22 protein-coding genes are annotated in these 22,314 nt (G+C 68.3%); 9 read left to right on the plus strand and 13 right to left on the minus strand.

Translation table 11 applies throughout. The features are described from left to right. The first annotated feature begins 86 nt into the window (after positions 1-86). Genes NRB20_RS20895 through NRB20_RS20905 form a run of 3 tightly spaced genes read left to right on the plus strand, consistent with a single transcriptional unit; the run spans position 87 to position 2,331 of the window. Positions 87-1,148 (plus strand): sugar kinase, encoded by a 1,062-nt coding sequence (locus NRB20_RS20895; protein WP_153411859.1) that lies wholly within the window; start codon positions 87-89, stop codon positions 1,146-1,148. Then, positions 1,145-1,918 (plus strand): IclR family transcriptional regulator, encoded by a 774-nt coding sequence (locus tag NRB20_RS20900; RefSeq protein WP_153411860.1) that lies wholly within the window; start codon positions 1,145-1,147, stop codon positions 1,916-1,918. Before NRB20_RS20895 ends, NRB20_RS20900 begins: the two co-directional genes overlap by 4 nt. After that, a complete protein-coding gene (locus tag NRB20_RS20905) occupies positions 1,915-2,331 on the plus strand; it encodes a RidA family protein (protein ID WP_153411861.1) in 417 nt (138 codons plus the stop codon). The genes NRB20_RS20900 and NRB20_RS20905 overlap by 4 nt, the downstream gene beginning before the upstream one ends. Here the strand turns inward: NRB20_RS20905 and NRB20_RS20910 are convergent. The 6 genes from NRB20_RS20910 to pheS all read right to left on the minus strand — a co-directional run bounded on the left by NRB20_RS20910 (position 2,321) and on the right by pheS (position 9,382). After that, positions 2,321-3,361, minus strand: a complete 1,041-nt coding sequence (locus NRB20_RS20910) for a hypothetical protein (RefSeq protein ID WP_153411862.1) — start codon at positions 3,359-3,361, stop codon at positions 2,321-2,323. The genes NRB20_RS20905 and NRB20_RS20910 overlap by 11 nt on opposite strands. A 33-nt stretch (positions 3,362-3,394) precedes the next feature. After that, the gene (locus tag NRB20_RS20915; RefSeq protein WP_319945198.1) at positions 3,395-3,889 is read right to left on the minus strand and encodes a PspA/IM30 family protein; all 495 of its coding nucleotides are present in this window, start codon (positions 3,887-3,889) and stop codon (positions 3,395-3,397) included. A gap of 78 nt (positions 3,890-3,967) precedes the next feature. Continuing rightward, positions 3,968-4,756, minus strand: coding sequence for an alpha/beta hydrolase (locus NRB20_RS20920; RefSeq protein WP_153411863.1), 789 nt, complete (start codon positions 4,754-4,756; stop codon positions 3,968-3,970). Between the two features lie 28 nt (positions 4,757-4,784). Then, positions 4,785-5,567 carry a L,D-transpeptidase family protein gene (locus tag NRB20_RS20925; RefSeq protein ID WP_194289948.1) on the minus strand — a complete coding sequence of 261 codons (783 nt, stop codon included), beginning with the start codon at positions 5,565-5,567 and terminating at the stop codon, positions 4,785-4,787. A 91-nt stretch (positions 5,568-5,658) separates the two neighbouring features. Beyond that, positions 5,659-8,160, minus strand: coding sequence for a phenylalanine--tRNA ligase subunit beta (gene pheT / locus NRB20_RS20930; protein ID WP_319945199.1), 2,502 nt, complete (start codon positions 8,158-8,160; stop codon positions 5,659-5,661). Positions 8,161-8,233: 73 nt separating this feature from the next. Next, entirely contained in the window at positions 8,234-9,382 is a 1,149-nt protein-coding gene (gene pheS / locus NRB20_RS20935) for a phenylalanine--tRNA ligase subunit alpha (protein WP_319945200.1), read from the minus strand. Positions 9,383-9,537: 155 nt separating this feature from the next. Here pheS and NRB20_RS39775 point away from each other — a divergent pair, with 155 nt between their 5' ends. Both NRB20_RS39775 and hrpB read left to right on the plus strand, forming a co-directional pair. Next, positions 9,538-9,645, plus strand: a complete 108-nt coding sequence (locus NRB20_RS39775; protein WP_454786546.1) for a DUF7677 family protein — start codon at positions 9,538-9,540, stop codon at positions 9,643-9,645. A 60-nt stretch (positions 9,646-9,705) separates the two neighbouring features. Further along, entirely contained in the window at positions 9,706-12,189 is a 2,484-nt protein-coding gene (gene hrpB, locus NRB20_RS20940) for an ATP-dependent helicase HrpB (protein WP_194289949.1), read from the plus strand. A 64-nt stretch (positions 12,190-12,253) separates the two neighbouring features. Here the strand turns inward: hrpB and NRB20_RS20945 are convergent, their stop codons facing one another. Continuing rightward, complete coding sequence (locus NRB20_RS20945) at positions 12,254-12,817, minus strand: TetR family transcriptional regulator (RefSeq protein WP_153411864.1); 564 nt, start codon at positions 12,815-12,817, stop codon at positions 12,254-12,256. A 142-nt stretch (positions 12,818-12,959) separates the two neighbouring features. Here NRB20_RS20945 and NRB20_RS20950 point away from each other — a divergent pair, with 142 nt between their 5' ends. After that, complete coding sequence (locus tag NRB20_RS20950; RefSeq protein ID WP_153411865.1) at positions 12,960-13,835, plus strand: SDR family oxidoreductase; 876 nt, start codon at positions 12,960-12,962, stop codon at positions 13,833-13,835. A gap of 57 nt (positions 13,836-13,892) precedes the next feature. Here NRB20_RS20950 and NRB20_RS20955 read toward each other — a convergent pair whose 3' ends face one another. From NRB20_RS20955 to infC, 5 genes are all read right to left on the minus strand, one after another. After that, positions 13,893-14,120: a hypothetical protein gene (locus tag NRB20_RS20955; protein WP_227833723.1), complete on the minus strand. Its 228-nt coding sequence runs from the start codon at positions 14,118-14,120 to the stop codon at positions 13,893-13,895. A 276-nt stretch (positions 14,121-14,396) separates the two neighbouring features. Further along, positions 14,397-15,323: a TrmH family RNA methyltransferase gene (locus tag NRB20_RS20960; RefSeq protein WP_319945201.1), complete on the minus strand. Its 927-nt coding sequence runs from the start codon at positions 15,321-15,323 to the stop codon at positions 14,397-14,399. Positions 15,324-15,365: 42 nt separating this feature from the next. Further along, positions 15,366-15,746, minus strand: a complete 381-nt coding sequence (gene rplT, locus NRB20_RS20965) for a 50S ribosomal protein L20 (RefSeq protein ID WP_025348785.1) — start codon at positions 15,744-15,746, stop codon at positions 15,366-15,368. Positions 15,747-15,834: 88 nt separating this feature from the next. Continuing rightward, the gene (gene rpmI / locus NRB20_RS20970; RefSeq protein WP_040821367.1) at positions 15,835-16,029 is read right to left on the minus strand and encodes a 50S ribosomal protein L35; all 195 of its coding nucleotides are present in this window, start codon (positions 16,027-16,029) and stop codon (positions 15,835-15,837) included. Positions 16,030-16,097: 68 nt separating this feature from the next. Beyond that, a complete protein-coding gene (gene infC / locus NRB20_RS20975) occupies positions 16,098-16,787 on the minus strand; it encodes a translation initiation factor IF-3 (RefSeq protein ID WP_153412054.1) in 690 nt (229 codons plus the stop codon). A gap of 313 nt (positions 16,788-17,100) precedes the next feature. Here infC and NRB20_RS20980 point away from each other — a divergent pair, with 313 nt between their 5' ends. From NRB20_RS20980 to NRB20_RS20990, 3 genes are all read left to right on the plus strand, one after another. Next, positions 17,101-17,454 carry a DUF1844 domain-containing protein gene (locus NRB20_RS20980; RefSeq protein ID WP_153411867.1) on the plus strand — a complete coding sequence of 118 codons (354 nt, stop codon included), beginning with the start codon at positions 17,101-17,103 and terminating at the stop codon, positions 17,452-17,454. A gap of 124 nt (positions 17,455-17,578) precedes the next feature. After that, positions 17,579-17,803: a hypothetical protein gene (locus NRB20_RS20985; protein WP_153411868.1), complete on the plus strand. Its 225-nt coding sequence runs from the start codon at positions 17,579-17,581 to the stop codon at positions 17,801-17,803. After that, positions 17,800-19,116, plus strand: coding sequence for a hypothetical protein (locus NRB20_RS20990; RefSeq protein WP_153411869.1), 1,317 nt, complete (start codon positions 17,800-17,802; stop codon positions 19,114-19,116). Before NRB20_RS20985 ends, NRB20_RS20990 begins: the two co-directional genes overlap by 4 nt. 51 nt (positions 19,117-19,167) lie before the next feature. On the opposite strand, the gene uvrA is transcribed toward NRB20_RS20990, so the two are convergent. After that, complete coding sequence (gene uvrA / locus NRB20_RS20995) at positions 19,168-22,173, minus strand: excinuclease ABC subunit UvrA (protein WP_319945202.1); 3,006 nt, start codon at positions 22,171-22,173, stop codon at positions 19,168-19,170. Positions 22,174-22,314: the final 141 nt, after the last annotated feature.

Raw genomic sequence — 22,314 nt, forward strand, 5'->3', positions numbered from 1 at the left:
GTGCCCGAACAGACCATAACGAACAGCTATTGCGTAATTTGCAACGCAAATTGCATATCGTGTTATCCCTGGTTATTCTGCACAGGATGCCCGGCAGTCGCAACCGTTCGAAGGAGTTGAGTGTGATCTGGCCTACGCCGCCCCGGATACGGGCGGTCACCGTGGGCGAGGGGCTCGCCGTCCTCGTCGCGCGCCCCGGCCCGCTCGAGGACTCCCCCGTCTTCGAGCGCACCGCGGGCGGGGCCGAGGTGAACGTCGCGACCGTACTGACCCAACTGGGCATCGGCACGGCGTGGATATCCCGGGTCGGCCGAGACGGCTTCGGCCGCTACCTGATTCGTCATCTGAACGAGCGCGGCATCGATACCTCCGCGGTCCACGTCGACCCGGACCGGCCGACCGGCATGTACGTCAAGGAACGCGGCGGCGGTTCGGCACTGCCGACCGATCTGGCCGCCGGCATGAGCCGAATGCTGTACTACCGCACCGGATCCGCCGCGAGCGCCCTGTCACCGGAGGACCTCACGGCGGACGTACTCGAACACTGCGAGCTGATCCACTTCACCGGCGTCACCACCGCACTGTCCCCGTCGGCGACCGCCCTGACCGACGCGATCCTCGCGCTGCCCAGACGCGGCAGGGTGATCAGCTTCGACCTGAATTACCGTCCGGCACTGTGGATCCGGCGCGACGACGCGGCCGCCGACATTCTGGCCCGGCAGGTACGCGCGGCCGATGTGGCATTGCTCGGCGCGGACGAGGCACTGGAGGTCTTCGGCACCGGCGACCCCACTCGGCTGCGCGAAATGTTCCCGCAGCCAAGGCATCTGGTGGTCAAGAACAGCGCGCATTCGGTCACCGGATTCCTCGGCGAGGACCGGTGCGAGACCCCGGCGCTGCGCCTGCGGGTGACCGAGGCGATCGGCGCAGGCGACGCCTTCGCCGGAGGCTATCTCGCCGCGCTGCTACAGGGCCGTCCGCACGAACAACTGCTGCGCTACGGCCACCTCTGCGCGGCCGCCGCCCTCACCGGCACCAGCGACGTCGCGGAACTCCCGCCCGTGCCGACCCTCGAATCATGTGCCGCCGCAACACCTTCGGCCTGGGCCGCGCTGCGGTACCCACCCGGCGTGGCCGAGGCGTCATGAGCCAGAGCCTGCAACGCGCCCTCACCATCCTGACCGAACTCGGCGACGACCCCAAGACGCTGGATCAGCTCGCCGCCCGGCTCGAGGTGCACAAATCCACGGTGCTGCGGCTGCTGCAAACCATGGAGGCCGACCGCTTCGTCACCCATGACGCCACCCACCGCTACACCCTCGGCTCGCGACTGTTCGAACTGGCCAATCACGCCCTCGAACGTCGCGACGTGCGCACCCTGGGCCGCCCGCACCTCGAGGCGCTCAATGCCGATACCGGGCAGACGGTGCACCTGGCGACCTACGAGTCCGGCGAGGCGATCTACATCGACAAACTCGACGCCACCCAGAGCATGCGAATGTACTCGCGGGTCGGCCGCCCGGCGCCGCTGCACTGCACGGCCGTCGGCAAGGTCCTGGTCGCCGCGCACCCGTGCACGCAGTGGCGCGCCATCGCCGAACGGATCGACTACCACCCGTTCACCGAACGCACCATCCGCACCCCCGAGCAGTATCTGACCGAGCTGGATCACGTTGCGGCACAAGGCTTTGCCGAGGATCACGAGGAACACGAGAGTTTCGTGAACTGCGTCGCGGTCCCGGTGCGCGACGGCACCGGGGCGGTCGTGGCCGCGCTGTCGGTCTCGGTGCCGGACGTGCTGCTGGACCACGCGCAGGTACTCGCCCTGCTGCCCCGCATCCGCGCCACCGCCGAGGCCGTCTCCGCCGAACTCGGCTGGCGCCCCCGCCCCTCCGAACGCCCGAAAGGCACCTCATGAGCGAGAAGACCGCCGTCCGCACCACCGACGCACCCGCCCCCGCGCACACCTTCTCCCAGGGCGTGCGCAAGGGTCCGTTCGTCCAGGTCTCGGGTCAGGGCCCGGTCGACCCGGCCACCGGCGAATACCTGTACCCCGACGACGTCGCCGCGCAGACCACCCGCACCCTCCAGAACGTCAGGGCGATCGTGGAGGCGTCCGGGGCGAGCTTCGACGACGTGGTGATGCTGCGGGTCTACCTCACCGATCAGGCGAACTTCGCCGCCATGAACGACGCGTACGGCGCGTTCGTCCGGGAGTACACCTCCGGCGAGGTACTACCCTGCCGCACAACGGTTTTCACCGGTCTGCCGCGCAAGGAGATGCTGGTGGAGATCGACGCGTTCGCGATCACCGGCCAGCTCAGGCCGTGAGTTCGCCGAGAATCCCGAGTACCACGTCCGAGGTGTAGAACGGCTCGAGACGTTCGCGAATCAGCCCGGCCAGCACGCCGTTTCGCTTCGCCGACTCGACCACCGCCGGACCGTAGCGCAGGATCTCGGTGCGAATATCCTCCTCCGACAACCCCAGCTCCGGGAGCAGCCCGGCGAGCGTGTGATCGCCGTACTTGGTGAAGAACACCTCGACACATTCGTCCAGGAGCAGGCCGAAATACTCCTTCTCCCGCGTCGTCAGCGCGATCCCGTGCACGATCTGGGCGAGTTCGCGCACGTCCTGCTGGCTCAGATAGTCGCGCAGGCCGCTGACCGGCTCACCCGCGTGCAGATCCCAGAACTCCATGGCCGCGCCGTGCACCGGCGCGTCCCGCAGCATCTCGCGGATCGCGTTGTTGGTCCGCTTGAGCGCGAAAAGCGCTCCCTTACCGGCCATTTCGCCGATGAACGTACCATCCGCGGCCTTCTCGGCGGCCTTGCGCGCCGACTTCGCGGCCGAGGCGCCGAACGAGACCAGCGATCCCACACCCGGAATCTTCGAGGCCATCTGCCGATTGGACTCCATGAAGTCGTCGATCAGCCGATCCACGAACTTGGACGCGACCGTCGCCACCAGCGGACTCTCGGTGAGGCGATCGAGCAGCCGCTCCTGCGCCTGATGCATGCCGAAGATCTTCTCCAGCAACGCTTCCACGGGTTCGCGATCCACCACGTCACCCAGGGTGTAATCCCCGTTGCGGGCGATGTTGTCGTAGATCGCGTCGGCGAACACGCCCACCGAATCCCCGATCGCCGGACCCCCGCCGATCCGGTCCACGACCACGCGCAACGTCTGCTTGGCGTCCTCGACGGTGACCACGTCCCGGAAGACGACGGTGTCGGCGACCTCGAGCACCGCGGCCACATCGCGGCCGATCACCTCGGTGAACCGGTCGCCGGTCACCTCCGCGAGCAGGAATTCCACTTGTGCGTCGAGCAGACGCTCGGCGATCTCGCGCGGCTGGGCCATCGGCTCCCCTGGTTCGTTCGCTGGCCCGCCCGATCAGCCGGGATCGTTGCGGTGCAACGACTTCCGGATCTCGTCCAGGCGTTCTCGCGCGGATTTCGACCGCGCCTGCCACTGTTCCTGCGCGCTGCGGCCCGCCGGGGTCTGCTGATCGAGCTCACCCATACCCTGCGCGTTGCCGAAGCGTCGCTCGACCTTATCGCGAACTGACTCGAAAGTAGGGACACCGGAATCGGAGTAACCGCCGATATCGGGAACGGACGTCGGGGCGAAGGGCGCGGCCGGAACCGAAGGCCCCTGGTCATACGAGGTCGGCACGGCGGGCATACCCGGTATCGTGGGCGGATCGGTGGGCGAATTCACATCCGGATCCCAGCTCATATGACCGCTCTCGGCGGACAGTTCCGCCGCCACCAGATGCAGCCGATCCAGGCCGGGCCGCCCGACGCTCGCGGCGAGCACCACGCTCAGCACATCCTCGTCCGGCAGCGCCGCGAGCAACGCCGCCAGATCCTCCACCGGATCGGTCACAACTCCCACCTCACACCCGCTCGGCACGACATATCCCCAGGCTACGTACTTCCAGCCGATGCGCCACCCGGCGTGCGCTCAGGCTGACGGCGGATCGGCCACGGCCCGCTCGGCAAGTACCGTACGCACCCAGTCCGCGACCGTCCGCGCCCACCCGGGAATCACGATCAGATCGTTGTGCCCGGCCCCGGGATAGATGTGCAGCCGCTTGGGTTCCGGTGCGGCCGCGTACAATTCGTGTCCCATCCGCACCGGCAGCAACTCGTCCTCGTCACCGTGCATGACCAGTACCGGCGCGCGCAGCGACCGGATCCGGCGCAGGCTCGGAAAGGCATCGGGGACAACGAGTCTCGGGATGTAGGGGTAGACCACGCCCGCCGCGTCCCGCAGGCTGGTGAAGGTGGACATCAGCACCAGCGCGGCGGGCGGATAGCACGAGGCCAACTCCGTCATCACGCCGCCGCCGAGCGATTTACCCAGGTACACAACACGATTCGGGTCCACACCCGGCCGGGCGAGCAGCGCGTCGCGCGCGGCCCGGGCATCCAGATACATCCCGTGCTCGTCGGGATGCCCCGCGCTACGGCCGAATCCGCGATAGTCGAACACCAGCACATCGAATCCGGCCGCCGCCAGCAACGCCAGCACCGGCGACCGATCACCGATATTGCCCGCGTTACCGTGCGCGAACAGGATGTGCCCCAACGGATTCGCCGCCCGCACGAACCACCCGTTGACGAGCGTGCCGTCCGCGGCGGTGAAATACAGATCCTCGTACTCGAGCCCGAACCGCGCGGGCGTCACCGTGATCTCCCGCTCGGGCAGGAAGGTCAGAGCATTGAGAATTCGCGTCGCAGGATGTCTCATATCCCTCCCTTCCGCAGCTGTGAACGATTCAACGATATCCGATGGTGATGTTCGGACGACGACTCGGATCGAGCCATTTCAACAGTGCCACTACCGAATTACGCGGTGTCTCCACACATCCCTGCGATGGGATCCCGGCGTCCACGTGGACGAAGAAGGCCGAACCCGCGCCCCGGCGCACCGGTGCGGTGTTGTAGCCGATGACGATCGCGTAGTCGTAGCTGGTGCCGACCCGGCCCAGGTTCTCACCGGCCCCCTCGTCGAACGGGCAGGTCCCGGGCGCGCAGTGCTGATAGGTGTTGTACTGCGCGCTGTTCGTATCGCTGACCCACCAGTCGCTGGCGCCGATCTGCCGATACGGCATCCGCGTCCCCGGATTCGCCTGCCGCCCGAAGGCCGACGGCAACCCGAAGGTGCCCAGCGGCGTCCGGTTCATCCCCTCTCGCGTCTGCCCGACACCCTGGGTACCGACCCGAACCTGCACGGGCGCAAGGGCACTCGTCCACCCGGCCCCCGACCGCTGCCACGCCTGCAACGAGCCGCTCGTACTACCGGGCCCCGCCACCAGCACCGTCACCAGCTGATCGGTCCCGGCGGGCGGCACGGGCACCCCCGCCGGAAGCCCGGCATTCCCGCCGTCGTAGTTCACCGGCTGTCCGACCGTGTGCGTCGTCGGCGTCGCACCGGACACCGGCACGGCCCGCGCAGGCGACGGGGCCGCCGACTGCCCCTGCTGCCCGCAACCGGCCGCGACCAGCACCAACGCGGCGGCCAGCACACCACGACGCACGAGATTCCGGGACACACTCATCGGCCGAGCTTAACCGCCACGTACCGGGTGTCACAGGGCACGCGAGATTTGCCCGTGTCCCCGAGAAACCTACCTCGCACCCGGCCTCGAATCAGGCGCGCAGCACCGCTCCGACGGATTCGGCGGCGGCCTCGACCGCGGCATCCCGCGCGGCGCTGGCCTCGTCCTCGGTCAACGTCCGGTCGGCGGCGCGGAAACGCAGCGCGTAGGTGAGGGATTTGCGACCCTCACCGGCCTGCGCGCCCTCGTAGACGTCGAACAGGGCGATGTCCTCGAGCAGCTCACCCGCACCCGCGCGCAACGCCGATTCCAGCGTGTCGGCAGGGATCGAACGTTCGACGCTCACCGACACGTCCTGCAATACCGCCGGGAACGGCGAAATCCTCGGCGCGGGCCGGGTTTCGCGCAACGGCAGCGCGTCCAGATCCAGTTCCAGCGCACAGGTGCGCGGCGGCAGACCGGCACGTTCGAGCACCGCGGGATGCAACTCGCCCGCATGCCCCACGACCGCGCCGTCCACGACCAGCTCCGCGCAACGCCCCGGATGGAACGGCAGATACGCCGCCGCCCGACGCTCGATCCGCACCCCGGCGGCGTCGGCGACCGCGTCGGCGAGCGCGAAGGCATCCGCCGCCTCCACCGCCCGCCCGGCACCCCACGGACCACGCGGTTCCCGGCGTCCGGTGAGCACCGCCGCGATGTGCACCGGCTGCGCGGGCAGCGATTCGATCAACGTCGCGATCTGCTCGTCGGTCGGCCGCCGATCCACCGGCAGTTCCGCGACCGGACCGGTCTTCGGTCCGGGCAGCACCACCTGTTCGATGCCGTAGATCGCCAGATCCCGCGCACCGCGAGAAATGTTGCGCGCGGCCACTTCCAGTAGTCCGGGCAGCAGCGTCGTGGCCAACTCGGCCCGCTCGACGTCCAGCGGATTGAGCACCCGCATGGCGCCGCGGCGCACGTCGTCGGTGGGCAGCCCCCACACGTCGAACGCCCCGGACGGCATGAAGATCGGCACCGGCGCCTCGACACATCCCGAGAACGCCAGCGCTCGGCTGACCGCCCGCCGACGACGTTGCGCGGGCGTGAATCCCCGGCCCGCGGGCGCGGTCGGCAGCACCGAGGGGATCTGCTCGAGCCCCTCCAGCCGCAGCACCTCCTCGACCAGGTCGGCGGGCTGGGCCAGATCCGGACGCCAGCTCGGCGGGGTCACCACGAGCTGACCGTGTCCGCTCTCGCTGACATCGACGTCGACGCCGCACCCGATCTGCGCCAGCCGCCGCGCGGCGGTGCCGTTCGGGTAGTTCACCCCGGCGATGCGGTCGGGCAGGTCCAGATCCATCCGGATCGGCGCCACCGCCGGCACCGGCAGGCGCACGTCGGTCAACGCGGATTCGACTGTGCCACCGGTGATCTCGGCCAGCAGCGACGCCGCCCGATCGAGCGCGGCGACATTCACCTCGGGATCGACCACACGCTCGTAGCGGCGGCCCGCCTCGGACGTCAGCTTGTGCCGCCGCGCGGTGCGGTAGACCGCGAGCGGATTCCAGGTGGCGGCCTCGAGCAGGATGTCGGTGGATTCCGGGCTCACCTCGGTGGACGCGCCGCCCATGATCCCGGCCAGCGACAGCACGCCCGAATCGTCGGCGATCACGGTGTCCGCGGCGTCCAGGACCCGCTCGGTCTCGTCCAGGGTGCGCAGCGTCTCACCCTTGTTCGCGCGCCGAACCACCAGCGGCCCGGTGACTTTCGCGGCGTCGAAGGCGTGCAGCGGCTGCCCGAGTTCGAGCATCACGTAGTTGGTCACATCGACCGCGGGCGAGATCGGCCGTACCCCGGCCAGCAGCAGCCGCCGCTGCAACCACCACGGGCTCACCGCCGCCGGATCGATGCCGGTGACCCGTCGCGCCGCGAAACGTGTACAGCCGGAATCGGATTCGACCCGGATCGACCACGCGTCGGCCTCGTCGTCGGGCAGGGTGCGCACCGCCGGATCGGCGTACTCCAGATCGAAACCGCAGGCCAGTTCGCGGGCCAGGCCGCGCACCGAGAAGCAGTAGCCGCGGTCGGGGGTGATGTTGAGTTCGATCACCGTATCGTCCAGGCCCAGCAACTCGTTCGCGTCGGTGCCCGGTTCGGCGGTCCCCGGCTCGAGCACCAGGATGCCCGAATGATCCTTGCCGATACCGAGTTCGGCGACCGAGCAGATCATGCCGTTGGACACGTGGCCGTAGGTCTTGCGCGAGCTGATCGTGAACCCGCCGGGCAGCACACCGCCGGGCAGCACCACCACGACCAGGTCACCGACCGCGAAATTCCGTGCGCCGCAGACGATCTCCTGCAACTCCGGGTTGCCCACGTCGACCTTGCAGAACCGGATCGGCTTCTTGAACTCGGTCAGCTCGGTGATCTCGGCGACGCGGCCGACCACCAGCGGATGTTCGATATCACCGGTGACCCGCTGGAGTTCGTCGAGTTCCTCGACCTCGAGACCGACCCGGACGAAGCCCGCGTCCAGTTCCTCCGGCGTCACCGACCACTCGGGGGTGGCACGCTGCAGGATTTCCGTCAGCCAGGACTGCGCTACTCGCACTGGTCTTTTCGCTTTCTCGTGTGCCCGCCGCTCGCGGGTGCGGGTGGTGTGCGGATGTCGCGGGCCGCGACGGTCAGGACTGGACGCCGAACGGCAGCGTGAATCGCACGTCGCCCTCGACGATGTCGCGCATATCCGGAATTCCGTTGCGGAACTGGAGGGTTCGCTCGAGACCCATACCGAAGGCGAAGCCGGTGTACACCTCGGGGTCGATACCGCTGGCGATCAACACCTTCGGGTTGACCATGCCGCAGCCACCCCACTCGACCCAGCCCGCGCCGCCCTTCTTGTCCGGGAACCACACGTCCACCTCGGCCGAGGGTTCGGTGAAGGGGAAGTAGTTGGGCCGCATACGAGTTCGCGTCTCGGGGCCGAACAGCGCCCGCGCGAACGCGTCCAGCGTGCCGCGCAGATGCGCCATGGTCAGGCCCTTGTCCACGGCCAGGCCCTCGACCTGGGAGAACACCGGGGTGTGCGTCGCGTCGAGTTCGTCGGTACGGAAGGTGCGACCGGGGCACACCACGTAGATGGGCAGCTCGCGCGAGAGCAGCGACCGCACCTGGACCGGGGAGGTGTGCGTGCGCAGCACCTGACGCGAACCCGCTGCGTCCGAGGCGTCAGGGCCGGAGGCGGCAGCGGAGCGTAACCCCGCAGGCCCCGCCTCGGGCGCCCAAGTGAAGCGCGCGACGTGAAAAGTGTCCTGCATCGTGCGCGCGGGGTGATCGGGCAGGAAGTTCAGCGCGTCGAAGTTGAAGTGCTCGGTCTCCACCTCCGGCCCCTCGGCGACCTCCCAGCCCATGCCGACGAACACATCGGCGACCTGCTCGGAGATGACGGTGATCGGATGCCGCGCGCCGACCGGCTCGCGGCGGGCCGGGAGCGTCACGTCGATGGCCTCGGCGACCAGCACCGCGGCGTCGCGCTCGGCCAGCAGTTCGGCCCGGCGCGCCTCGAACGCCTCGCTCACCCGCGTCCGCGCGACGTTCACGCGCTTCCCGGCATCGGCCTTGTCCTGCTTGGGTAGGCCGCCCAGCGAGCGCTGCGCCAGCGAGATCGCCGACTTACCGCTCATGTGCTCGGTCTTCGCGGCCGCGAGCGCGTCCAGATCCGCGGCCGCGGCAAATGCCTTCTCCGCCGCCTCGGCCGCGGCGCTCAGCGATTCCTCGCTCAGTTCCGCCTGCGCTGCCGGATCCTGGTCGGCTCGTGCGTTGTCCTCGGCCACGATGGTTCGTCTCTCCCCTGGGTTTCGGGTCTGTACTCACATGGGTCTGCACTGACATTGTTGCTGGTCGAATCGTAGGCGATGCGCCCGCCCCGGTTCACCCGACTTTCCGCGCCGCGAGCACGCGCGCGCGACCCGCCCGATACGGTCCACCCGTGACTACTCGGCCGAGCACCGGCGCGTCCAGTGTCATCAGGCGTTTCGCAGGCTGGGTCGCCCGCGACTCGGTCGGCCACCCGCTACTGGACGATATCGACTACTGACCCGAACTCCGGGAGACGCCGAGCGCGATGGAGTTCACCGGCCCGGCAGACTGAACGACGATGGAATTGCCCGAACTTCCCGATCTGCCGGTCCGCGAGGCGCTGGATCGCATCGTCGCGACGCTGGCGCGGCACGAGACCGCGGTTCTGGTCGCCCCGCCGGGTACCGGAAAGACGACGCTGGTCCCGCTCGCGCTGGCCGCGGCGACGCCCGGTCGCGTCGTGGTCGCCGAACCGCGGCGGCTCGCCACCCGGGCCGCGGCCGCTCGGATGGCCGCGCTGCTGGGCGAAACCGTGGGCCGGACCGTCGGCTATTCGGTGCGCGGTGATCGGCGGGTGAGTGCGGATACCCGGATCGAGGTGGTCACTTCCGGGTTGCTGGTGCGGCGGTTGCAGAGCGATCCCGAACTGGCCGGGGTGGACGTGGTCGTGCTGGACGAATGCCACGAACGTCATCTGGACGCGGATCTGCTGTTGGCGCTGCTACTCGACGCGCGGGCCGGGCTGCTGCCGGATCTGCGGGTGTTGGCCACATCGGCCACCGTGGCCACGGATCGACTCGCGACACTGCTCGGTAACGACGGACCCGCACCCGTACTCGAGGTCCAGGCGCGGGCCTACCCGGTCGATCTCACCTACCTTCCCGCCCTGCCGCGCGAACGCACCGAGGCCCAGGTGGCCCGCGCGACCCGGGCCGCACTCGACGGCACACCCGGTGACGTGCTGGTCTTCCTGCCCGGTGCCGCCGAGATCCGCCGCACCGCCCAACTGCTGTCGGATCTGCCCGATATCGACGTCCTCGCCCTGCACGGCAGACTCACGGCCGCCGGACAGGATGCCGCACTCCGTCCCGGCCCGCGTCGCCGCGTGGTGCTGTCCACGGCCGTGGCCGAATCCAGCCTGACGGTGCCGGGCGTGCGCGCGGTGGTGGATTCCGGACTCGCCCGCGTCCCCCGGATCGATCGCGCGCGCGGCATGTCCGGCCTTGCGACGGTTCGGGTTTCGGCGGCGGTCGCCGAACAACGCGCCGGGCGCGCCGGGCGGCAGGGACCGGGCCGGGCGTGGCGATGCTGGCCCGAACACGAACACTCCACCCTGCCCGCCTATCCCGACCCGGAGATCCGCACGGCCGATCTGACGCGCCTGGCGCTCGAGCTGGCCTGCTGGGGCACCCCCGACGGGCATGGGCTGGCCTGGTGGGACGATCCGCCGCCCGGCGGACTGGCCGCGGGTCGAGAAGTGTTGCGCGCGTTGGGCGCTGTGGACGATTCCGGTGCGGTGACCGATCGCGGGCGGCGGCTGTCCCGGGTGGGGCTGCATCCACGACTGGCCCGCGCGTTGCTGGACGGCGCGAACGAGGTCGGCGCGCGGACCGCGGCCGAGGTTGTCACCCTGTTGGACGATGGAACACTCACGCCCGCAATAGATCTCGTCGTCGGCTTGCGCACTCTGCGTCGCGACCGTCCAGACCGCTGGCGGCGTGAGGTCGAGCGACTGACCAGGCTCGCGGGTGAGATCAACGGGCAGACCCGCGCGGAAGACAGATCGTCCGGTAAGGCCGCGAAGCCCGATGATCCCGCGCTCATCATCGCCCTGGCCCATCCGGAACGTCTGGCACGACGTCGCACTGCGGGGTCTGCGAGCTATCTCATGGCGAACGGCACGGCCGTGACACTGCCGCCCGGTTCCGGCCTCGGCGACGCGGAGTGGCTGGCGGTCGCGGTGGCGACACGGGACCCGGGCCGTGTCGAGGGACGCATCCGCGCGGCCGCCGTCGCCGACGAGCAACTCGCCCGCGAAGCCGCACCGAATCTGTGCACCCGCGCCGACGAGGTGGTCTGGATCGACGGCGAGGTTGTCGCCCGGCGAATCGAGCGACTCGGCGCGATCACCTTGTCGGAGCGCCCTCTTCGCGATCCGGATCCGCAGCTGCTCAGCGCGGCAATACATTCCGGTCTGCAATCGACCGGACTCGGCCTGCTGCACTGGAATTCGGACTCGACGGACCTGCGGAACCGCCTGGACTTCCTGCATCGCACCCTCGGCGCCCCTTGGCCGCGCGTCGACGACGAAGCCCTGCTCGCCGCCCTCGACGCCTGGCTCGGCCCCGAACTCGCGACCGCCCGCCGCCGCGCCGACCTCGAACGCATCGACACCGTCCAAGCCCTACGCCGCCTGCTCCCCTGGCCCGAGGCCGCACGCCTGGACGAACTTGCCCCCGACCGCATCCAGGTCCCCTCCGGCAGCAACTTACGCTTGGACTACGCCGCCGATCCCCCGGTCCTGGCGGTGAAGGTGCAGGAGGTCTTCGGCTGGACGGACACGCCCCGCCTCGCCGACGGACGAGCACCGATCCTGCTGCACCTGCTCTCCCCCGCGCAACGCCCGGTCGCGGTGACCGCCGATCTGGCATCCTTCTGGCAAACCGGCTGGCCGCAGGTCCGCGCCGACCTACGCGGCCGCTACCCCAAACACTCCTGGCCCGAGGACCCCACCACCGTCACCGCCCACCGCGGTACCGCCCGCAACGCCCGCCGCGCCTGAGCCGGCACCACCGTGTATCACATCAGCACGGTATCGTCCGGACCTCCGACGCCCGGAGTCTCGATCATCTTCCGGCCGTTACCGTTTCGAGCACCCGCAACGCCTCGGTCAGAAATTCGGGCAGCCCCCGGTCGTCGGCCTGGATCCAACGGGCGAACGCGATCCGGAACGCCGCCACCCCCGCCTCGGCGGCCAGGCTCGCGGCGGGTTCGGTGACGCCTCGATCGCGCAGAGTACCGGCGGCGGTCGCCGCGAGCGAGGTGAGCTTGATCAGCTCGCGTTCCTGGAGCGAGGGATTGGCGTCGATCACGATCTGCCGCTGCCGGGCGAAATCCCTTCGCTGGGTGAGCAATTCGGCGAACGCCGTCAGCGCGGCGCCCATCGCCACCATCGGTGCGGTCGAATCGGATTGTTCGGCGATGGTTGTCGAGATGAGTTCATGCAGCGCCTCCTGCCCGCCGAACAGCACCTCGCGTTTGTCTCCGTAGTGCCGGAAGAAGGTGCGTTCGGTGAGTCCGGCCCGTTCGGCGATCTCCGCGACCGTCGTCTGATCGAAGCCACGTTCCAGATACAGATCCAGCGCCGCCTGCGCCAGGCGGCCGCGCCCATCCGGTTCCCATCGAGCCATCCGTTCAGGATAAGCGATGTCATCCACTGACCTCACATGATGACAGCAACTGACATCACTGCTACAGTGATGTCATCAACTGACATCAGTACCGGAGGGCGTCACGGACGCCCGCACGGTCACCACAGGAGGTATTCGTTTCATGCGTCTGTTCGTCACCGGTGCATCCGGCTGGGTCGGATCCGCCGTCGTTCCCGAACTCATCGCCGCAGGTCACGAGATCGTCGGCCTCGCCCGATCGGATGCCTCGGCCGCGGCCCTGACTGCCGCGGGAGCCGAGGTGCAGCGGGGTGATCTGCACGATCACGACAGCCTGCGCGCAGCTGCCGCGGCCGCCGACGGCGTCGTCCATCTGGCTTTCATCCACGACTTCACGCGATTCGAGGAGAACCAGCGCATCGACCGCGAGGTGGTCGATCTGTTCGGCGACGTCCTCGCGGGTTCGGACCGGCTACTGCTCATCGCTTCCGGACTCGTCCCCCTGGACACCGGCAAGCCCGGCGCGGCCACCGGCCCGATGATCCGCCAGGCCACCGCCGCCGCGACCATCCAACTGGCCGACCGGGGTGTGCGCTCGGCGATACTCGGCCTGCCCACCACCGTGCACGGCGAGGGCGACCACGGCTTCATCCGCCGCCTCGTCGAAACCGCCAGGGAGAAAGGCGTTTCCGGCTACATCGACGACGGCGCGCACACCTGGCCCGCAACCCACCGCCTCGACGCCGCCCACCTGGCCCGCCTCGCGGTGGACAAGGCCCCCGCCGGAACCGTCCTGCACGCCCTCGCCGAACCGGGCGTCCCCACCCGCGACATCGCCGAAGCCATCGCCCACAAGCTCGGCATCCCCACCGCATCCATCCCCCACGAAAACGCCGCCGACCACTTCGGCTGGCTGGCCCCCATGTGGGGCACCAGCCTCACCGGCGACAGCGGCCCCGCCCGCGAACTGCTCGGCTGGGAACCCACCCACCCCACCCTGCTCGAGGACCTCGCCCAGCCCTACTACTTCGAGAACTGACCACGCCCCGATCCGGTCGCTCCGATCCCCCTCGGGCCGGCCGGTTTCCGCGCACCTCTAATTCCCGTTACCGATCCCGCTGGACACCCGAACCACCACCTTCTCCTCGGTAACCTGCTGCACGGTCACCCCCATCCCCGAAGTGGTCCGAGTCTCCCCGACAGGCACCGAAACCTCCTGCCCCGCCACCGACAAGACAACCGTATCCCCGTTCACCGCAACAAGTTTCGCCTCCACCCCCAACACACTCGCCTTGGCACTGACTCCCCGATCGAACGTGATCACACACCCATCAACCCGACACTGCGACGTCGCCCCCGCCCCCGACACAGTGCACCCCACACCCCCCACCACAGCGAACCCAACAATCAGCCCCGAACCCACCAGCCGTCGCAATCGCACCCCCCACACCCTAGGCCACCAACTACTTCCCCCGACTCCCCCGCAATCCCACCAGCGAACAGAATTCACACCCGCGCACAAAGCCCCGAAACAACCACCCGATCCGCACCGCAGACCCGTCACGAAACGGTCCGCCGACGCAGTGGATCACCCGACGAGTCAGCGGTGTTGGATTCGTGCGCCCGCGTAGAGGCAGATTGCCGCCGCGGCAGCGAGGTTCAGGCTTTCGGCGCGGCCGTGGATGGGGATGCGGATGCGATGGTCGGCGCGGGCGGCGATCTCGGGGGCCAAGCCGTGGGCTTCGTTGCCGAAGAGCCAGGCGACCGGACCGGACAGGAGCTCGTCGGCGTCGTCCAGGTCGACCTCGCCGCGTGCCGTCGTCGCCAGGACCTTGATGCCGGAGGCGGCGAGACCAGCCAAGACCGTGTCGATGTCGCGTTCGCGGGCGATCGGGACATGGAAAAGGCTTCCCGCGCAGGCCCGGACGCATTTGCCGTTGTGCGGATCGACCGAATCTCCGGCCAGGACAACAGCGTTCGCGCCGACCGCATCGGCCACCCGAATCAACGTCCCGGCATTGCCCGGATCAGAGATACCAACCGGGACCGCGAGCATCAGCGGCTGCTGTTGCACACCGGCACGGTTCCCGCCCGCTCGCACCGCCACGCCGCCCACCGCTCCCTCGCCGATGTGGGCCTCGCGCAATACCACTTCGGGGCCCTGCACATCCGTGCCGGAAACCCGGGCCGGGCTTGGCGGCGAAAGCACCTGCGCCAGCGGAACATCCACCTGACGGCAGATCGCGACCAGGCCGGGTGGGGTCACCGTCTCACCGAGATGCTCCGCGGCGCGCTCGCTCACCAGCGTCGTGCGCACACCCGTGGCGGCGGCTCCCGCGACCAGTTCGTGTTCGCGTTCGGCGGCCCGGGGAGAAAAGAACAACTCCTCGACCCGGCCCGTATCCAACGCCGCCGCAACCGAATTCGCGCCCTCGGCAAGGAACAGCCCGGTCCTGCGGCGATGCGCGCCGCGATGCAGCTTGACAGCGGAAACGACCCGCGGATTGCGCTCGGAGAGCGCGTCCACGGGTCGTTCCCGATGCTGAGTGGTCAAGTGCCGGTTGCCGAATCAGGCGGCGGGGGCGTTGACGTCCTCGGGCAGCGCGGCCTTGGCCACCGCCACCAGGCCGGCGAAGGCCTCGGCGTCGGAGACGGCCAGCTCGGCCAGGATCTTGCGGTCGACCTCGACACCCGCGGCCTTGAGGCCCTGGATGAAGCGGTTGTAGGTGATGTCGTTCAGGCGTGCCGCCGCATTGATGCGCGCGATCCACAGCTTGCGGAAGTCACCCTTGCGCGCGCGACGGTCGCGGTAGGCGTAGGTGAGCGAGTGCAGCTGCTGTTCCTTGGCCTTGCGGTACAGCCGCGAGCGCTGCCCGCGGTAACCCTTGGAGGCCTCGAGAACGGAACGGCGCTTCTTCTGAGCGTTGACGGCCCTTTTGACGCGTGCCACTGGTCAGTCCTTGTTGAATCGTGGGGCGCTCGCCGCGCCCGGAGGTGGTCGGTTGTTGGCGTCCGAGAAAACGGATCGCGAGGCTGACTCAGATACCGAGCAGCTTCTTGACGCGACGGACGTCGGCGGGCGCGACGGCCTCCGTGCCATCCAGACGACGAGTCCGGCGGCTGGACTTGTGCTCGAGCAGGTGGCGCCGGTTGGCCTGCTGGCGCAGCAGCTTGCCGCGACCGGACACCTTGAATCGCTTCGAGGCGCCGCTGTGGCTCTTCATCTTCGGCATGGATTCCTCAGTTCTGTCTCGTGCCGGTGGCAGCGGAAACTAACGCTGCCACCGGAGCTGTATCGGTTCTACTGCGGGTTCGCCGCTTGCGCCTCGGGTGCGGCCGCCGCGGTCTCCGGCGCTGCCGGACGCTGCTGGGCAGCATTCGACTGCGCGGAAACCGTCTGCTGCGCCTTGGCCCGCGTCTTCGCGCCCTTGTGCGGCGCGAGGACCATCGTCATATTCCGGCCGTCCTGCTTGGCCGAAGTCTCCACGAAACCCAGATCCGCCACGTCGGCAGCCAGTCGCTGCAACAACCGGAACCCGAGCTCGGGCCGCGACTGCTCGCGACCACGGAACATGATGGTGACCTTGACCTTCGACCCGGCCTCCAGGAAGCGCATCACGTGACCGCGCTTGGTCGCGTAATCGTGGTCGTCGATCTTCGGTCGGAGCTTCTGCTCCTTGATCACTGTCTGGACCTGGTTCTTCCGGGACTCGCGCGCCTTCTGCGCGGTCTCGTACTTGAACTTGCCGTAGTCCATGATCTTGCACACCGGCGGACGCGCGTCCGGCGCGACCTCGACCAGGTCGAGATCCGCCTCCATGGCGACGCGCAGTGCATCTTCAACACGCACGATCCCAACCTGCTCACCACCCGGTCCGATGAGGCGGACCTCGGGTACGCGGATGCGATCGTTGATGCGGGTCTCAGTGCTGATGGGGCCTCCTAGGTCAAGCGGTGTCGTCCAACGACCGCGCTGTAATGGCAACCCCATATCCAACACGAAAGCCCCGCCACGGTATTTCGCCGTCACGGGGCCCGATGTCGACCGGCCATCGATGCGCACACTCGCGCATCGGTCGTGTACCGGGTGAACCAGCGCACGAAAACTCATCCATCATGATGAGTGACCGGACCGCTATGCCTGGCGTGTCGGCCGGCAGGCGGTGGGAGTCGGGCTCCACTTACTGCCCCGGGCTCTGAGCCCAGGGCGGTCGTCGCCGTACAGCCTAACATCGCGGTACCCGAGACTCCCAATCGGCATCCCCGTGACCTGCGCAACCGGCCGAAATGCGATGCTACCCGGCATGAGCGAGCCCACCACCGCCGCGGATGAACCGGACATCCGCGAACTGGCCGACATCCCCGCCGTCGAGGTGATCAGCCGGGCCGCGGTCATGCTGATGAGTTCGGCCGCGGAGAAGCTCGGCCTGGCCGATCCGGATCCGGACAACAGCCCCCGCCGCGATCTGGACGAGGCCCGCCGGGTGATCACCGCGCTGGCCGGCCTGATCACCGCCTCGGTGGAATATCTGGGCCCGCACGCCGGTCCCCTGCGCGACGGACTGCAATCGCTGCAACGCGCGTTCCGCGAATCCTCCGCGCACCCCGACGAACCCGGCAACGGCCCCGGCGAGAAGTACACCGGTCCGGTCCACTGACACGGACAGTGACCACTATCACCCCGCACGAGAGCATTTCCGGCAATGAAAGTGGTTGGCACTCTTATGATTCGTGTGCGCGTACGTGGGTAATCCCGAGCCCAACGCGTAAATCAGGAGAATCATGAGTGCCAGAACCGATCTCGCGGCGGAATTGGACGGCCACGTCGCGGCCTTGGATATGCTGTCCGAGCAGGAGGCAGCCGATCTGCTGAGCCTGTTCCGCAACGCGCGTCAGGTCGAGACCGCCGCATTGAACTCGGCGATCGACGATATGGTCGGGGTGCTGCCCAAACCGTTCCGCGGGGTGACCAAGCGAATCATGTTCGGAGACATGACCGCACAATGACCAGTCTGGTAACTCGCGCTCAGATCATTCTGCTGGCCCGCACCCTGCACGTACCGCCGGAGCGGCTCGCGCATCTGGAAAAGCTCGGCCCGGACCGGTTGCACGAACTCCAGGAGCGCATGTCCCGCACCATCTTCGACGAGCACGCCGAGACCTTCCGCCGCATCAGCCGACTCGTGCCGTTCATTCCGCTGAGCGTGTCGATGCCGTTGATCCAGCGAATCGTGCCGCCCGCCATGACCGGGCGCGCCGCGGGAGCCGTCGGCGCGGACCATCCGAAGAAGGCCGCGGAGACCGTCTCGCTGCTGGGCACCTCGTATGCCGCGGACTGCGTGCCCTACATCGATCCGGTGACCGTCGGGCATCTGGCGGACGGCGTGCCGCCGCAACCGCTGGTCCAGGTCGTCAACGAGATCCTGCGCCGCCACGACTACATCACCGTCGGGCCGTTCCTGGACTACGCCACCCCGACGTTGATCGAGGCGCTGGAACTGGGCGCGCGCGATGACGAGGGCCTGATCCACGCGTCCGCGTACGCCTACTCCGCCACGGCGGTCAATGCCGTTGTGCGGCAACTGCTTTCCGGTCCGTCGCAGCGAATTCCGCGGCTGGTGCGCACCGTGCTGGCGGGGCCGCCGGATCTGCAACGCGCCGGATTGTCGATCTTCGCGCGGTGCGAACCGGAGATCATCCGCGCCGTGGGCGAGGTGCTGTTCTCGGTCGGCTCGCCACCGGCCATCGGCACCCTGATCACCAATGCGATCCGGATCGGCTCGGTCCCGGACATCCTGACCTTCACCGGCAATCTGAGCCGCCAGGCGCTGGGCCGGATGGCCGGGAATCCGGTGTTCGCCGAACAGGGCGTGATGGCCGCGATCGTGGCCGCGCTCAACGGCCGCACCGAACCGAACTACTGGCGCGGTTTCTTCGCACTGGCCGCGCGCACCAGCACCGAGATCCAGCAGCGCACCGTGCGGCTGCTGGCCGAGATGCCGGACGCGAATGTGGTGGATCTGCCGATGCGGGCCACCGAATCCGACGGCTGGCCGATGCTGCTGCAACTCATCGCGGTCGCCGATCCGGCCGTGCAGCAGCGGTTCGGCACGGCCTGGGCCGGGTTGTCGGCCGAACGACGCGCCGGTTTGCAGTGGCACATCCACGAACACCACCTCGACGCGCGGTTGACGGCGATCACCGAGGCCGCCCCGACGATGTCGGTGGAGGAAGTGTTCTTCAAGCGCCGCCAGGCACGGCGGCATCTGGGCGCCGCCGGCGCCGGGAGCGGGTCCGCCGACAGCTGGAGTCCCTGGTAGGAATTCGCGCCCGGGGCGGCCCGACGTGACCGCCCCGGGTTCTGCCGGTGATCAGCGCAACGCGGCCGCCCTGCGCCGGGCCGCGGCCGCCTTCTTGGGATCGGCGTCCACGGGCTTCGCCGCCTTCTTGGCCGCGGTCGACGACTTCTTCACCGCGGCAGTCTTTTTCGCCGCCGTCTTGCGGGCGGGCGCTTTCGCCGCCGGAATCGCCAGCGTCTCCTTCAGGAACTGCCCGGTGTAACTCTCCGACACGGTGGCGATCTCTTCCGGCGTGCCCTCGGCGACGACCGTGCCACCGCCCGAACCGCCCTCGGGTCCCATATCGATCACCCAGTCGGAGGTCTTGATGACATCCAGGTTGTGTTCGATGACGATGACGGAATTGCCCTTGTCGACCAGGCCGTTGATCACCTTCAACAGTTTGCGGATGTCCTCGAAGTGCAGGCCCGTGGTCGGCTCGTCCAGAATGTAGATGGTGCGGCCGGTGGAACGTTTCTGCAATTCGGCGGACAGTTTCACCCGCTGTGCCTCACCGCCGGACAACGTCGGCGCACTCTGGCCCAGACGGACATAACCCAGCCCGACATCGACCAGCGTCTTCAGATATCGGTGGATCGAGGTGACCGGCTCGAAGAATTCCGCGGCCTCCTCGATCGGCATATCGAGCACCTCGGCGATGGTCTTGCCCTTGTAGTGCACCTCGAGCGTCTCCCGGTTGTAGCGCGCGCCGTGGCAAACCTCGCACGGGACGTACACATCGGGCAGGAAGTTCATCTCGATCTTGAGCGTGCCGTCGCCCGAACACGCCTCGCAGCGGCCGCCCTTGACATTGAACGAGAATCGGCCCGGCTGATAGCCGCGCACCTTCGCCTCGGTGGTTGCCGCGAACAGCGTGCGGATCTTGTCGAAGACACCGGTGTAGGTCGCCGGATTCGAGCGCGGGGTGCGGCCTATCGGGGACTGATCGACCTGGACCAGCTTGTCCAGATGATCGAGCCCGTTGACGCGGGTGTGCCGGCCCGGCACCTGGCGAGCGCCGTTGAGCTTGTTGGCCAGCACCGTCGCCAGGATGTCGTTCACCAGGGTGGACTTACCGGATCCGGAGACGCCCGTCACCGAGGTCAGCACGCCCAGCGGGAAATTCACCTCGATACCGCGCAGGTTGTGCTCGGTGGCGCCGACGACGGTGAGCTGCTTCTTCCGGTTCACCGGGCGACGCACCAGCGGCACATCGATCTGCTCCCGGCCCGAGAGGTACGCGCCGGTCAGCGAATTCGCATCGCTCAGCAGGCCGGGATACGGGCCGCTGTACACCACCTGACCGCCGTGCTCACCGGCCAGCGGGCCGATGTCGACCACCCAGTCCGAGGCGTGGATGGTGTCCTCGTCGTGCTCGACGACGATCAGGGTGTTGCCGAGATCGCGTAGCCGCGTGAGGGTTTCGATGAGGCGGCGGTTGTCGCGCTGATGCAGACCGATCGAGGGCTCGTCCAGCACGTACAGCACGCCGACCAGACCCGAACCGATCTGGGTGGCCAGCCGGATGCGTTGCGCCTCACCGCCGGACAGGGTCGCCGCGGCCCGCGAGAGCGTCAGATATTCCAGCCCGACATCGAGCAGGAAGCCCAGCCGCGCCTGGATCTCCTTGAGCACCTGCCCGGCGATCGCGGCCTCGCGCTCACCCAGCCGCAGGCTGTTGAGGAACTTCGCGCAGTCCCGGATGGACAGGTCCGACACCTCGGCGATGGACCGCCGCCCCTCCTCGGAATCCATTGTGACAGCGAGGATTTCGGGCCGCAGCCGAGCGCCGTTGCACACCGGGCACGGCACGTCGCGCATATAGCCGTCGTAGTGTTCCTTCATCTGCTCGGACTCGGTGTTCTCGAGCCGACGCTGCAGGAACGGCATCACGCCTTCGAAATCGGCGTAGTACGACCGCTTGCGGCCGTAGCGGTTGGTGTAGGAGACGTGCACCTGATCGGAACTGCCCTCCAGCACCGCCTTGCGCGCCCGCACGGGTAGCTGATGCCACGGGGTGTCCATGGAGAAACCGATGGCCTCGGCCAGCCCCGACAGCAGCCGGGTGAAGTACTCCGCGGTCTGACCGCGCGACCAGGGCGCGATGGCGCCGTCGTTCAGACTCAGCGCGGTATCCGGGACGACCAGATCCGGATCGACCTCCTTGCGGATACCCAGACCCGTGCAATCCGGGCAGGCGCCGTAGGGCGAGTTGAACGAGAACGAACGCGGTTCGAGATCCTCGATATCCAGGGGGTGCGCGTTGGGGCAGGCGAGCTTCTCGGAGAAACGGCGCTCGCGATCGTGCGCGTGCTCCTCCCGGTCGACGAAATCGAGCACCACGATGCCGTCGGCCAGGCGCAGCGCGGTCTCGATCGAATCGGTCAGGCGTTGTTTGGAACTCGGCTTCACCGCGAGGCGGTCGATGACCACCTCGATATCGTGCTTCTCCTGCTTCTTCAGTTTGGGCGGCTCGGTGAGCGGATGCACCACCCCGTCCACCCGCACACGCGAATAACCCTGCGAATTCAGCTGATCGAACAGGTCGACGAATTCGCCCTTGCGGGTGCGCACCACCGGGGCCAGCACCTGGAACCGGACGCCCTCCTCCATAGCCAGCACCTGATCCACGATCTGCTGCGGGGGCTGCTTGGCGATCAGTTCACCGCAGACCGGGCAGTGCGGGGTGCCCGCGCGCGCGTAGAGCAGACGCAGATAGTCGTGTACCTCGGTGATGGTGCCGACCGTGGAACGCGGATTGCGGTTGGTCGACTTCTGATCGATCGACACCGCGGGCGAGAGCCCCTCGATGAAGTCCACATCCGGTTTGTCCATCTGACCGAGGAATTGGCGCGCGTACGCCGACAGCGACTCGACATAACGCCGCTGCCCCTCCGCGAAGATGGTGTCGAACGCGAGGCTCGACTTACCCGATCCGGACAATCCCGTGAAGACGATGAGACTGTCGCGCGGCAGGTCGATATCGACCCCTTTGAGATTGTGCTCCCGCGCTCCGCGCACCGTCAGGCGATCCGCCACAGGTCGACCCTTCCCATTCGTATTCCGGCGTCCACTGGTACCCCGGCCGCCATGCTAGGACCACCCACCGACAAGTTTCGCCGGGCACCGTTGGCCAGGGGCCGGACCAGGGATTTTCGGTCGTCCGCGGCGAACACCCGC

This window comes from Nocardia macrotermitis (genome assembly GCF_009604405.1).
In the GTDB taxonomy this organism is placed as follows: Bacteria; Actinomycetota; Actinomycetes; order Mycobacteriales; family Mycobacteriaceae; genus Nocardia; species Nocardia macrotermitis.